The sequence below is a fragment of the Ruegeria sp. AU67 genome (assembly GCF_900312795.1).
GTDB classification, from domain to species: domain Bacteria; phylum Pseudomonadota; class Alphaproteobacteria; order Rhodobacterales; family Rhodobacteraceae; genus Ruegeria; species Ruegeria atlantica.
This window is the reverse complement of sequence record NZ_OMPH01000030.1, coordinates 189166-202876: the sequence shown is the minus strand read 5'-3', so window position 1 is coordinate 202876 and position 13711 is coordinate 189166. Positions and strand designations below refer to the sequence as shown.

Sequence of the window (13711 nt, the reverse complement as noted above, 5' to 3'; positions counted from 1 at the left end):
AGCCTTTGGACAATGGTTGGCAGTGCAAACCTCAACATCATGATCAAAGCCGCGCGTAAGGCGGGGCGTTCTTTGGTCAAGGATTTCCGTGAAGTCGAGAACCTTCAGGTTTCGATGAAAGGCGCAGGCGACTTTGTGTCCAAAGCTGACATTGCTGCCGAGGCGATCCTGAAAGAGGAACTGCTGGGCGCGCGCCCGACCTACGGGTGGCTGGCCGAAGAGGGTGGCGTGATTGAGGGCGAAGACCCGACCCGCCGCTGGATCGTCGACCCGCTGGACGGCACCACGAACTTCTTGCACGGCCTGCCGCACTGGGCGATCTCAATCGCGCTGGAACATAAGGGCAAGATCGTCGCCGGTGTTATCTATGACGCCGCCAAGGATGAGATGTTCTTTGCCGAAAAAGGCGAAGGCGCTTGGATGAACGACATGCGTATCCGCGTGTCGGGCCGTCATCGGATGATCGAGTCGATTTTCTCGACGGGCCTGCCTTTTGGTGGCCGTTCGGACCTGCCTGCGACCCTGCAGGATCTGGCGCGTCTAATGCCTGCTTGTGCCGGTGTGCGCCGCTGGGGTGCCGCCGCGCTGGACATGGCTTATGTGGCAGCGGGGCGTTACGAAGGCTTTTGGGAGCGTCGCCTGAATTCCTGGGATGTGGCCGCAGGGATCATCATCGTCCAAGAAGCGGGCGGATTTGTTCAGGCGCTAAACCCTGAAGGCAACGTTTTGGAAGACGGTGAAGTGATCTGTTCGAACGAGCCGATTTTCGATCAGTTTTCCAAGGTGATCCGAGGCTGACCGGCCATATAGCAATTCCGTAAGCGCGCCCCGATTGAGGCGCGCTTTTTTTGTTTTCAAAGGGTCGCGCGTTGTGCCAGACCTGCTTCGTCCGCCAGCCGCGCGGCGACGGATGCAACAGCGAGGTCCTGCAGACCCACGCCAGTTCCGTCGAACAGGGTGATCTCGTCAGCACTGCTCCGCCCGGGGTGATCGCCGTTGATGACCGCACCAATTGGGGTGATCTGTGTTTCGGTCAAAGTGCCGCTTCCCATGGCGTGCTGTGCCTCGCCAATCGTCGCGGATTGCGCGACCTCGTCGGTGAAAACGGTGGCCGAGGCGACCAGCGCCGGATCGACCTCCATCTTGCCTTTCGTGTCTGTGCCCATACAGGCCAGATGCGTGCCGGGTTTGATCCAGTCTTTCATCAATAGCGGCTCGAACGCCGAGGTGATGGTGATGATGACATCCGATTGGGCACCCAGCTCTTGTTGACTGACGGCTTCGAATTCCAGTCCGATTTCCTCGGCGACAGCCGCCAAACGCGGCAGCATGTCCGGGTGCGGGTTCCAGGCGACAACTTTTTCAAAGTCCCGCTGTTCAGCGGCGGCGCGTAGCTGGAAGGCCGACTGATGTCCGGCGCCAACCATGCCCAGCACTTTGGCGTCTTTTCGGGCAAGTTGTGCGATGGAAACCGCTGATGAAGCTGCTGTTCGCACGGCCGTTAGGTAGTTGCCACCCACCAATGCCGAAAGCCGCCCCGTGTCGGGATCGAACAGAAACACCGTGGATTGGTGATTGGTCAATCCTTGTTCGGCATTGCCCGGCCAATAGCCGCCGGACTTAACGCCCAACACCTGTCCATCCCGATCAAAACCGGATTTGAAACCATACAGCGCATCAGCATAGCCAAGTGCCTCGCGAACGACAGGAAAGTTCCGTGCCCCGCCGTTGGCCATCGCACCAAACACGGATTGGACCGCGTCAAAGGCCTGTTGGCGGCCCACCAGCTGTTCGCACAGGTCTTCGCCCACAATCAGCAGGCCATCTTGCGTGGTCATAGCATCCCTCATCAATAAGCCTTTCCGCGGGCCGACACGGGCCACAGAGCCTCGACCTTGCCGTCGCGCACGCCGACATACCAATCGTGGACGTTGCAGGTGGGATCACAATGTCCGGGCACAAGCCGCAGCTTGTCGTTCACCTTCAAAACGCCGTCGGGGTCGCCGATGACACCGTGTTCGTCCGAACATTTGAGGTATTCCACATCGTCGCGCCCAAAGATGAAGGGCAGGCCGCTATCGACCGATTGCGCCTTGAGGCCGGCGTCGCAGATGGCCTTGTCAGTCTTGGCATGGCTCATAACGCTGGTCAGAATGAACAGCGCGTTTTCCCATTCGCCCTGATCGATCCGTTTGCCGTTCTCGTCCAGAATGCGCCCATAATCCGCATCCATGAAAGCATACGATCCGCACTGCAACTCGTTGTAAACGCCTGAATTGCTCTCGAAGTAGTATGATCCTGTTCCGCCACCCGAGACCAGTTCACATTCGATGCCTTCGGCTTTCAAACCGTCAACCGCGTCTTTGACCATGGCGATGGCTGTATTGAGCTTCTCTTTGCGCGCCTCATAGGTGTCGAGGTGCTGCATCGCGCCTTGATAGGCCTGAATGCCGGTAAATTTCAGGTTAGGCGCAGCGTTGACTGCTTTTGCGATATCGACAACGGCTTGGGTCGTGGTCACACCACACCGACCTGCACCGCAGTCAATTTCGACAAAGACTTCAAGTTCCGTGCCGTGATCGACAGCGGCTTTGGACAGGTCGGCGACATTGTCGATGTCGTCCACGCACACAATAGTGCGCGCGCCCAATTTGGGCAGTTGCGCCAATCGGTCGATCTTGGCCGGATCACGGACTTGGTTCGACACGAGGACATCCTTGATGCCACCCCGCGCGAAAACCTCAGCCTCAGATACCTTTTGACAGCAGACGCCAACCGCACCGCCGAGCTGTTCCTGTAGCTTGGCGACGTCGACGGACTTGTGCATCTTGCCGTGCACGCGGTGGCGCATACCGTGGGCCTTCGCATAATCGCCCATCTTCTTGATATTCCGCTCCAGCGCATCAAGGTCCAGGATCAGGCAAGGGGTCTGGATTTCGCTTTCATCCATGCCGATGGCAGCGGGGATGTCGAACCCGACTTCCAGTTCTTTGATGTTCACAGGTTTGTTCATGTCGTTCCTCCTTACCCTTTCAGCCAGGGCAGTTTGTCCAGATCCACGTTGCCGCCGGTCACGATCACACCGACGCGCTTGCCGCGGAATACGTCCGGGTTCTTGAGTATGGTTGCCAGAGGCACGGCCGATGACGGCTCCATCACGACGCGTAGGTATTTCCACGTCAGTTTCATCGCTTCGATGATCTCGTCGTCAGAGGCGGTGAAAATGTCGGTCACATTTCGGGACACGAAGTGCCACGTGTTCTCTTTCAGCGGCACGAGTAGCCCGTCGGCGATGGTTTTTGGCGCATCATCGGCGATGATGTTGCCTGCTTTGAAGGACCGGTATGCGTCGTCCGCCTGTTCTGGCTCGGCGGCATAGATTGCGGTGACGGGTGCCAGGTTCGAAACCGTCAGGCACGTGCCTGAGACCATGCCGCCGCCTCCGATCGGGGCGATGACCGCATCCACTCCGTCTGTCTGTTCCAACATTTCGGCCGAGCAGGTGGCCTGACCCGCAATAACGCGCGGGTCGTTATAAGGGTGCACGAACTCTCCGCCCGTTCTGGCCTGCACTTCGGCAAAGGTCGCCTCGCGGGATGAGGTTGACGGCTCGCACTCCGTGATTGTCCCGCCATAGCGGCGCACGGCGTCCTTCTTGGCCTGCGGCGCAGTGCGCGGCATCACCACGTTGCAGGGAATACCCCGCCGTCCGGCGGCATAAGACAGGGACAAAGCGTGGTTGCCACTGGAGTGTGTGCAAACGCCCTTGGTCGCCATATCATCACTCAGGCCGAAAACCGCGTTGCTCGCACCGCGTACTTTGAACGCGCCGGCTTCTTGGAAGTTCTCGCATTTAAAGAACAGCTGCGCTCCGGTCAGGTCGTTCAAATAGTCCGACACCATGATCGGCGTGCGTCGGATGAAGGGTTTGATCCGTTCATGCGCAGCGCGCATATCTTCGATCGTCAGATCCGCTGCGGGGATGTGATCCAGCATTGCCATCCTCCTCAGGCTGCGGCCTGGGCGCGGTCAGATGGGCCGGTGCGATAGTAATCCTGTGCCGCCGCGACCCCGCTGCCCAAAGTGATCGGATAGTTCAGATCGGCCATCGCCATCTCGATTGTGCTGAGGCCGGACAGAACCATCACATCCGTCAGACTGCCCAGATGGCCGATGCGGAACGCCTTACCATTCAGTTGACCCAGTCCAATACCAAAGGACACGCCATAAGCGTTGAACGCGTGGTCAGTGAGTGTGTTGCTATCATACCCGTCTGGCACGTAGATCGCGCTGACAGTGTCAGAATACAGATCGGGCGATTGCGCGACCAGTTTCAGCCCCCAGGCGTCGACGGCGCGGCGCACACCTTCGGCCAGTCGGAAATGCCGGGCATAAACGTTCTCAAGCCCTTCTTCGAACAGCATCTTGAGGCTTTCGCGCATGCCGTAGATCAGTTGCAGCGGTGGCGTGTAGGGAAACCCACCCGATGCGTTGGCCGCCATCATATCGTCGAAGTCAAAGAAGGTGCGCGGCAGCATGGCGCTTTTCATCGCGTCCTGTGCCTTAGTGCTGACGCACAGAATTGCCATGCCGGTCGCCAGCATGAACCCTTTTTGCGACCCCGACACGGCGATATCGACGCCCCAAGCGTCAAAGTCGAACGGCATTGAAGCCAGAGAGCTGACGCAATCGACAAACAGCATCGCGGGATGGTTTTCCGAATCCATCGCTTGGCGAACCGCTGCGATGTCCGAACGCACCCCGGTGGCTGTTTCGTTGTGGGTCACCAGAACAGCGCGGATTTCATGCGCGGTATCATCGGCCAAAGCGGCCTGAAACTGATCAGCGGGTGCGCCGGTGCCCCAAGGACATTCGACGATCTGAACGTCCAGCCCGTGACGCTCGCACAGGTCTATCCAGCGATGGCTGAACACGCCGTAGCGCGCGACCAGAACCTTGTCGCCGGGGCTGAGTGTGTTGGTCACGGCCGCTTCCCATCCACCGGTGCCGCTGGCAGGGAAGGTCACGATCTGGCCGGTCGTGGTGCCGAACACCTTTTTCGTGTCCTCAAGAACGGGCGCAAAGGTTTCGACAAAATCCGGTGCGCGGTGATCCTGCGTTTGGACCTGCATGGCAAGACGCAACCGGTCTGGAATGTTGGTTGGGCCGGGTATGAAAACCGGGTTTTGGTTGGACATCTGTTATTCCTCCGCTTTGGATGTAAGTGTCCGGGAAAACCTCACGACGTGCAATTTTCTTGAAAAATATTTTCATTTTTGCAATTAAATATTTAACGCGCTGTATTTATGCAGTTTTTCGTTTTTCATTTTTGGATCTCAAAAATGAACGGTTCAGAAATAATCTGGCGCAGAGCAATGGAGTAGGGCGATGGACAATCAGAAAAGACCGCGTGGCAGGCCCAAATCCCTGTTCAAGGAAAGTTCGGCCGGGACCATGCAATCGCTGGATCGGGCGCTGGGCGTTCTGACCACGGTTGCCCGGTTGGAACGCGCAGCGCTCAGCGATCTGGCGCGCGAGATTGATGTGCCGACGGCCACGACGCACCGGATCCTGGTAACCTTGCAGAAACACGGGTTTGTTGCATTCGACGACGAACGTCAGGAATGGATGATCGGGATTGAGGCGTACCGGACCGGCGCTTCGTTCCTACGCCGCAACAGCGTTCTTGAAATCGGGCGCCCAATTCTGAGGCGTCTTATGCAGGACAGCGGTGAAACCGCCAACCTGGCGGTGCCGGATGGGTCCGAAGTAGTCTTCGTCGGTCAGGTCGAAACTCCGAACCCCATTCGCGCCTTTTTCCCGCCCGGGGCACGAACGCCGATGTATGCCTCTGGCACTGGCAAGGCGATCCTTGCAGCGATGAGCGAAACGGGGTTGGCCAAAACGCTAGCGGCGATTTATCCGGTGGAATTCACCGCGAACACGCAGATACCGGGCGACGGACTTCAACAGGATCTTTCCAAGACCCGTGCACGCGGCTGGTCGCATGACCGAGAAGAAAGATATCAGGGCATGTCCTGTATCGGCTCGGCGATTTTCAATGACCGGGGGGAGCCATGTGCAGGGATCTCGGTATCGGGTCCGACCGCTCGGTTTGGCGCGGATCGAGCGCATGCGCTGGGTGAATTGGTTCTGGCCGCAGCGCGGGAAATCACCCATCTTAGCGGCGGCCAGACCCCGAAAACCTGAAGCCCTGCTACCTGCGGGGTACGCGAGGAATACGCGACTGAGTTAGCTTGTACTTGTGTTCAGGATGCGGCGGATGGCCGTGGGTGCGGCCCCAAAAATCAGTGCCGCCGCGCCGCAGCCAGATTGGGATGCACAAGATCAGACCCACGAAAAACCCACCCGTATGCGCCCAATAGGCCACCCCGCCTTCGTCCGGGTTGCTGGCCAGACTGCCAAAGAACTGCATAGCCAACCAAACCCCCAGCATGACAAAGGCAGGTATTGTGAATATGCGGAAATAGACAATGAGGATCAGCATGATATCCACGCGGGCCTTGGGGAACAGCAGCAAGTAACCACCCATGACACCCGCAATCGCACCGGATGCGCCAATGGTCGGCACGACCGAGCCCGGCGCTGTGAAAACATGGATCAGACCCGCCCCGATTCCGGCTGCAATATAGAAAAGCAGAAAGGGCAGGTGGCCCATTTCATCTTCGAGGTTGTCGCCGAAAATCCACAGGAACAGCATGTTTCCGGCCAGATGCATCCAACCTCCGTGCAGGAACATCGAGGTCACCAGCGTCTCAAAAGCAAAACCGTCCGTGATCCGCGCCGGGATAATCGCATAGTCGTAGTACAGCTGATTGATCAGCCGGACATCGTTCATGATGCCCACATAGCTGAGGAATATCAGGATATTGGCCGCCATCAGCAGGTAGACGACATAGGGTGTTCGCCCCGAAGGGTTATGGTCGCGGATTGGAAACATGAGGCGACGCTGGGCTTTTCCCGGCCCAGCGTCAAGGCATGCTTACGCCGCACCCCCAAGCAATGCGGCATTGCCGCCCGCGGCTGTTGTATCAACGCACAGGTGACGCTCGGCCAGAACGCGCGCGCGGTCCGGAAGGCCGGGGATCAGCGGCAGGATCGGACCGTCCCGGCGGGCGAGGTGACGTTCGATCTCACGCGCTGTGTCGTCATCGCCCCACCAAAGAACGCCCGATATCCCGGTCACGTTCTCCAGCCGATGCAAGTCTAACGAACCGGTCGCCTGAATGGCCGTACCACCCAGCGCCTGAACGGCGTCGGCTTGCGCGCGCGCGGCCTCGGTTCCGGGTCCCATGCACAGCAATGGCGGGCGTGCGAATTCGCTCAACCGATTGGATTCGCCCGTCGGGCCGGGCAGGGATTGGGTCTGCACCGACGCGGGCGTACCCTGAACATCCGGCAACTCGCTCATCGGGCGTTCCCACTGCTCGTCGGACCGCTGCCGGTCCGGGGCGCAGAACCGCGTCATGTAATTCGGTCCACCCGCCTTGGGGCCTGTGCCCGAAAGCCCCTCACCGCCAAATGGCTGAGATCCTACGATGGCGCCGATTTGGTTGCGGTTGACGTAGATATTGCCCGCATGCACCGCTTCGGTGATGTGTTGCACCCGGTCGTCAATGCGTGTGTGCAAACCAAATGTCAGTCCGTACCCGGTTGCGTTAATGTCGGCGATCACCTGATCAATCTCAGATGCCTTGAAGCGAACGACATGCAGGACAGGGCCAAAAATCTCACGCTTCAGCGCGGAAATGCCGGGTATCTCAATAAGTGTTGGGGCGATGAATGTCCCTTCCGGCGGTATGCGCGTGTCCTTTAAAACGCGGCCTGCGGCGCGGGCATTGGCAACGTGATCTGCAATGCCCTGGCGCGCCGACTCGTCAATAACCGGTCCGCAATCGGTTGAGATCAACCAAGGATCTCCGACCTGTAGAGCCTGCATTGCACCGGTTAGCATTGTCAGCAAATCGTCGGCGATATCTTCCTGGACATAGAGACACCGCAAGGCAGAACACCGCTGCCCGGCAGATTGAAACGCGCTTTCGATGATAGACTGAACGGCCTGTTCGGGCAGGGCGGTACTGTCCACGATCATCGCGTTCAACCCGCCGGTCTCGGCGATCAGAGGCGTGCCGGGGCGCAGGTTGTCGGCCATGGCTGCGCGTATTTTCAACGCGGTCGCCGTCGATCCGGTAAACGCCACGCCGGATACACGCGGATCAGAGGTCAACGCCGCACCAACGGACGGGCCGCCGGGCAATAATTGCAGCACGTCGCGGGGAACGCCGGCCTCGTGCAGCAATTGAACGGCCCGATGCGAGATCAGTGGCGTTTGCGGTGCGGGCTTGGCCAGAACTGCGTTGCCTGTGGCCAAGGCTGCTGAAATCTGGCCTGTGAAGATGGCGAGCGGGAAGTTCCATGGGCTGATGCAGGTGAAAACGCCTGCCGGTTCCGCATCGGGAATGTTCGCAGCGTAGTAGCGCAGGAAATCGACCGCCTCACGCAGTTCGGCAACGGCATCGGGCAGGGACTTACCTGCCTCGCGCGCGAGCAAGGCGAAAAGCTCGCCGAAATGAGCCTCATATAGATCGGCAGCAGTATTCAAGATACGCGACCGTTCTGCTGGTGGTGCCTGCCACGGTGCCGCGGAATTCAGGGCAAGCTCGACATCCTCGGCGCTGGCGGGGGCGATTGCTCCGGGGCGATCCTGTGGTTGGGCCGGATTGGTGACCGGTTGGTCCTGTTCCGGGCTTGCATCGCCGGACAGCAGCGGCTGGGCATACCAATGGTGCGCCCGGAAAGCATCCCGCGCGGCGTCGATCTTGTCCAATGTCGGGGTGTGGTGAAGGTCGAAACCCTTCGAATTCACGCGTTCGGGTTGGAACAGGTTCGGTCCGGTTGGCAGCGGTCGTGCCTGATCCACAATGGTCAGGAACGGATCAGCGGCGACCTCTTCCGGCGGAACGTTCTCGTCCACGATTTGGTTAACGAATGACGAGTTTGCACCGTTCTCCAGCAGACGCCGCACCAGATAGGCCAGCAGGTCCCGATGCGCCCCGACCGGCGCATAGATCCGGCACCGTGTGTTGTTTTGGTCTTTGACAAGCTGGTGCAGGGTTTCGCCCATTCCATGCAGGCGCTGGAACTCGAATGGCTGGTCATCGGCCATGTGAAGGATCGCACTGACCGTATGGGCGTTGTGGGTGGCAAATTGCGGGTAAATTCGATCGGTCATACCCAGCAGTTTGCGCGCATTCGAGATGTAAGAAATGTCCGTGGCCGCCTTGCGGGTGAACACGGGAAAGCCATCGATGCCTTCAACCTGAGCTCGTTTGACCTCGGTATCCCAGTAGGCCCCTTTGACCAAACGAACCATCAGCTTTCGATCGTGACGCCCGGCCATGTCATACAGTGTGTCCAGCACGATCCCGGCGCGCGGGCCATAAGCCTGAACGACGATACCCAGGCCGCCCCAACCATCCAGGGCCGGTTCGGCCATCACCGCCTCGATCACCTGCAGAGACAGGGAGAGGCGATCTGCTTCTTCAGCGTCTACATTTAAGCCCATACCTGCTGCCTTGGCCAAAAGGGCCAAGGCCAGCAACCGGGGCACCAGTTCTTCCATGACTTCTGCTTCTTGCGCCAACTCATAGCGTGGATGGAGCGCCGACAGCTTGACGGAAATCCCCGGATTGGCTCGGATATCGTCGTGAATGCAGGCTTCGGCGATTGCAGCAATCGCCCGTGAGTAGGACAGGTGATAGCGGGCGGCATCGGCTTCGGTTCGCGCGGCTTCGCCCAGCATGTCGTAGGAATAGGTGTAGCCCTTAGCCTCCATGCCGCTGGCGCGGTCCAAGGCGGATTGGATGGTCTCGCCTAAGACAAACTGGCGACCCATTTCCTTCATCGCGCGCCCGACGGCCGTTCGGATCACGGGTTCGCCCAGCCGTTTGATCGCACCGCGCAAGACACCGACCGGAGAGGTCTTGTCTTCATCCAGCACCTTGCCTGTCAGCATCAGGGCCCATGTGGACGCATTGACCAGAGACGATGAGGATTGACCCAGATGCTTGCCCCAATCCGACGGGGCAATCTTGTCCTCGATCAGCGAGTCGATGGTGTCGGCATCGGGGACGCGCAGCAGCGCCTCGGCCAGACACATCAACGCGATGCCTTCGTCGGTGGACAGGCCGTATTCGGCCAGGAACACTTCCATCATACCGGGTGAGGTGCTGGACCTGATATCACGCACCAATTGCGCCGCAGCCGCGCAGATCGCGGCGCGGTCGGCTTCGCTCAGATCAGCATTTGCGATCAACGCGTCAAGAATTTCCGACGGATCTGCATAGGTTTTGGCATCAATGCGGGCGCGCAGGCTGTGTGACATGTGTCCTCCGGTCTTTTGAGTAATATAGTGTCGATTTTTCGGGACGATTGCCTTAGTTTTGTCTTTGGTCGGGCGATCAGCCTGTTTTTTGAGGTTTGGGCGATGCAAAAAGACTTTCCGGGGCTGGATCGGTTTGACAAATCAATTCTGGCGATTCTGGCCGAGGACGGCCGGATCCCCATCGCCGATCTCGCGCGGCGTATCGGGCTTTCGAAATCCCCAACTCAAGCACGTGTGAAGAGACTTGAGGCTGATGGCATCATTACCGGATATCGTGCCTTGCTGGACCCCATTCGCCTTGGTTTGGACCACGTAGCCTTTGTCGAAGTCCGATTGACTGACACGCGCGAGAGAGCTTTAGCCGATTTCAACGCGGCCGTTCGTAAAGTGCCTGAGATCGAACAAGCCCATATGATTGCGTCGAATTTTGACTACCTTCTGAAAATTCGCACCGGGTCTATGTCGGAATACCGCGCGGTTCTGGCCGAAAAGATCTCATCATTGCCGCATGTCGCCAGCACCTCAACCTTTGTCGCGATGGAGGCTGTGAAAGAGACCGGGGTGTCTGGGGCCTTGGATGCGATGGGTTGACGAACACGTTGCACGCGTCACCATTGGCGCATGAAACGCTTTGCTTACGCCTCAATTTTCTATGCTGCGACCGTTTTTGCGGCCAATGCGCAAGACTGCCCTGTCGCGCCAGACCATTCCGCAGATGTATCGGCGGTTCTGGAACAGATACAGAGCGCTGAAACCGAACAGTCCGCTCATGCACTGTCCGGTCAGTTATGGGAGTTCTGGACCGATGCTCCGGACGAAAGCGCGCAGGCCGTTCTGGACCGTGGCATGACACGTCGAAATGCGTGGGACTTGCTGGGCGCGATTGAAGATTTTGACAAGCTGGTCGCGTACTGCCCGTCCTACGCCGAAGGGTACAACCAACGCGCATTCGCCCACTACCTGCGTCAGGATTTTCAATCCGCGCTGCCCGACTTGGACAAGGCAATCGAGTTGTCACCCAACCATGTTGCCGCGATCAGTGGCCGCGCGTTGACTTTGTTAGGGCTTCAACGCGTTGATGAAGCGCGTGAGGCGTTGTCCCAGGCCTTGGAATTGAACCCTTGGCTATCGGAACGTCATCTCATGGCCCCGGGAGGACCGCTGGCCGTGCCGGGTGAGGATATCTGAAAAAACGCCCCCGAGCCGCAAGGCCGGGGGCGTTTTGACTATTAAGTTTTTAGCCGACCAGACCGTTATCGGTACGCTTGATTGCTATCACCGACGACCGTGGCGTGCCGCCGTCCGGCCAATTGCTGCCGGGGTGCTGGATGCCGACAAACATGGTGCGCAGATCGCTGGACCAGGCCAGACCGGTGACCTCACAGCCGTTCGGGCCGGTCATGAAACGCGCGATCTCGCCGGTGATCGGATCCCCAACCAGCATCTGGTTGTTGCCGTTGCCTGCGAAGTCTCCTTCATTGTCGTCATTTCCGTCCGTCTGGATCCAGATCAACCCGGTCGAGTCAATCACCATGCCATCGGGCGAGTTGAACAGGTTCCCTTCATTCACGTTTGCCGAACCGGCGCGATCGTCCGAGTGAACCGTCGGATTGCCCGCCATCACGTACAGGTCCCAATCGAACCCTTCGGCGGCGTGGTCGTCATTTGCGGGGCGCCAGCGCACGATCTGACCGTACTTGTTGGCCTCGCGCGGGTTGGGGGCGTTGACCGAGGTGTCATCTCCACCGGCGTTAGCCTTCACGCCACGGTTCTTGTTGTTGGTCAGACAGCAATACGCTTCTACCGCAACAGGGCTGGATGCGACCCATTCAGGGCGGTCCATGGTCGTGCCGCCGGCCTTGGACGCGGCCATACGGGTAAAGACTGCGATATCGGCTTCGTCCATCCCGGTGGTTTCCGGTGTCAGAGCCAGCCATTCGCCCTTCATGTCGTCGTTGAACTTGGCGACGTAGAGCGTGCCGTCGTTCAGCAGGCCCTCGGTTTCACCTCCCGGTTGGTAGGTGCCGTTCGACACAAACTTGTACAGGTACTCGCCCCGCTCATCGTCGCCCATGTAGACAACAACACGACCATCTGCGGCCAGAGTGACCTCGGCATTCTCGTGCTTGAAACGGCCCAGACCGGTATGCTTGACCGGCGTGCTGTCGGGCTTGGTCGGGTCGATTTCGACGATCCAGCCCGCGCGGTGCGGCTCGTTCGGGTTTTTCGACGTATCGAAACGAGGATCGAACAGTTCATAGCCGTTCCAGCTTTCGGCTTTCACACCATAGCGTTTGAAGCCATCTGCAACCTTTTGGTCGTAAGTGACGTTTTCATCGCTGGACCCGAAGTAGCCGTTAAAGTTCTCTTCGCAGGTCAGGTAGGTACCCCACGGAGTTTTACCTGCACCACAGTTGTTCATCGTACCCAACGACGTGGTTCCGGTCGGATCAGCTTCAGTTTTCAGCAGGTCGTGACCTGCTGCGGGGCCAACGATCTTCATCGGCGTGTTATGGTGGATACGACGGTTGAAAGGGCTGTCCTTGACGACCGACCAGCCATCGGGGCCTTCGGTGATTTCCATCACGGTGACACCCTGAATGTTCTGCAACTTCAGAACATCGTCGGCGTTGGCCGGAACACCTTCCTGCGCGGCGGGCAGGTTGATCTTGCGGTTCGGGTATTCGTGGTTGATCGCGATCAACTCGTGGCCCTGGAACGAGAATGTCTCCATCCCATCGGTGTTTTCACCGAAGATGCGGTCCGATTTTTCAACTGGGCCACCATCGGTGATGTCATAGCCGTCGGCATCGGAAAACAGCGGGTCGCCCCAGCGCGTCATAACCTTCCACTCATAGCCTTCTGGCACGTGAACGGTGCCGTCTGTCTGAGCAGCGATCGGCGTGAAGGCAAAGCGCGAGGCCGTAACTGCGTGTGCGGCAGTTGAACCCATCAGGCCCGCACCCATCGCGGCGGCACCCGAGCCAAAGGCCACTACGCCAGCCAGAAACCCACGGCGAGAGATGGCGTTTTCGACGACGCGATCAAAATCGTTTTCCTCGGGGCGGGGGAAATGCAGCTCGTCCCAATCGTCGGCGGACAGGGTGGTGGTATCAACGTCTTTCATGAATGGCTCCTGGCTGTCTTAGAGTAGTCGATGAAAGGCATGTAGGGCGACTTTGTGACATGTTCTTAACAACATTATTAATGACTTCAATTGGCCCTCAAGAAAAAGCATTCGGCTGGCGAAAGCATACCAAAGCTTTCTGCCAGCCGCGCTTGTTATCTTGGTAAAGTGTTGTTGTG

General features: G+C 58.7%; 11 protein-coding genes. 4 read left to right on the top strand and 7 right to left on the bottom strand.

All coding sequences use genetic code 11. The annotated features are described in order from the left end of the window. The first annotated feature begins 12 nt into the window (after positions 1–12). Entirely contained in the window at positions 13–798 is a 786-nt protein-coding gene (locus DK510_RS17800) for an inositol monophosphatase family protein (RefSeq protein WP_058275936.1), read from the top strand. 56 nt (positions 799–854) lie between these two features. On the opposite strand, the gene bhcD is transcribed toward DK510_RS17800, so the two are convergent. The 4 genes from bhcD to bhcA are packed head-to-tail and all read right to left on the bottom strand — an operon-like array spanning position 855 to position 5198. Further along, complete coding sequence (gene bhcD, locus DK510_RS17795) at positions 855–1838, bottom strand: iminosuccinate reductase BhcD (RefSeq protein WP_109313351.1); 984 nt, start codon at positions 1836–1838, stop codon at positions 855–857. Positions 1839–1849: 11 nt separating this feature from the next. Continuing rightward, positions 1850–3013: a 3-hydroxy-D-aspartate aldolase BhcC gene (bhcC, locus tag DK510_RS17790; protein WP_109313220.1), complete on the bottom strand. Its 1164-nt coding sequence runs from the start codon at positions 3011–3013 to the stop codon at positions 1850–1852. 11 nt (positions 3014–3024) lie between these two features. Further along, positions 3025–3996 (bottom strand): beta-hydroxyaspartate dehydratase BhcB, encoded by a 972-nt coding sequence (gene bhcB / locus DK510_RS17785; RefSeq protein ID WP_109313219.1) that lies wholly within the window; start codon positions 3994–3996, stop codon positions 3025–3027. Between the two features lie 11 nt (positions 3997–4007). Continuing rightward, positions 4008–5198 (bottom strand): L-aspartate--glyoxylate aminotransferase BhcA, encoded by a 1191-nt coding sequence (bhcA, locus tag DK510_RS17780; RefSeq protein ID WP_109313218.1) that lies wholly within the window; start codon positions 5196–5198, stop codon positions 4008–4010. 190 nt (positions 5199–5388) lie between these two features. Here bhcA and DK510_RS17775 point away from each other — a divergent pair, with 190 nt between their 5' ends. After that, complete coding sequence (locus DK510_RS17775; protein WP_109313217.1) at positions 5389–6210, top strand: IclR family transcriptional regulator; 822 nt, start codon at positions 5389–5391, stop codon at positions 6208–6210. A gap of 7 nt (positions 6211–6217) precedes the next feature. Here the strand turns inward: DK510_RS17775 and DK510_RS17770 are convergent, their stop codons facing one another. Together DK510_RS17770 and putA are read right to left on the bottom strand one after the other, a co-directional pair. Further along, positions 6218–6961: a rhomboid family intramembrane serine protease gene (locus DK510_RS17770; RefSeq protein WP_109313216.1), complete on the bottom strand. Its 744-nt coding sequence runs from the start codon at positions 6959–6961 to the stop codon at positions 6218–6220. Between the two features lie 42 nt (positions 6962–7003). Further along, positions 7004–10405 carry a bifunctional proline dehydrogenase/L-glutamate gamma-semialdehyde dehydrogenase PutA gene (gene putA, locus DK510_RS17765; protein WP_109313215.1) on the bottom strand — a complete coding sequence of 1134 codons (3402 nt, stop codon included), beginning with the start codon at positions 10403–10405 and terminating at the stop codon, positions 7004–7006. A 102-nt stretch (positions 10406–10507) separates the two neighbouring features. Here putA and DK510_RS17760 point away from each other — a divergent pair, with 102 nt between their 5' ends. Both DK510_RS17760 and DK510_RS17755 read left to right on the top strand, forming a co-directional pair. After that, on the top strand, positions 10508–10996 hold the full coding sequence (locus DK510_RS17760) for an Lrp/AsnC family transcriptional regulator (RefSeq protein WP_109313350.1): 489 nt from the start codon (positions 10508–10510) through the stop codon (positions 10994–10996). 30 nt (positions 10997–11026) lie between these two features. Next, positions 11027–11593 (top strand): tetratricopeptide repeat protein, encoded by a 567-nt coding sequence (locus tag DK510_RS17755; protein WP_109313214.1) that lies wholly within the window; start codon positions 11027–11029, stop codon positions 11591–11593. A gap of 49 nt (positions 11594–11642) precedes the next feature. Here DK510_RS17755 and DK510_RS17750 read toward each other — a convergent pair whose 3' ends face one another. Continuing rightward, on the bottom strand, positions 11643–13532 hold the full coding sequence (locus DK510_RS17750; protein ID WP_109313213.1) for a PhoX family phosphatase: 1890 nt from the start codon (positions 13530–13532) through the stop codon (positions 11643–11645). Positions 13533–13711 lie beyond the last annotated feature (179 nt).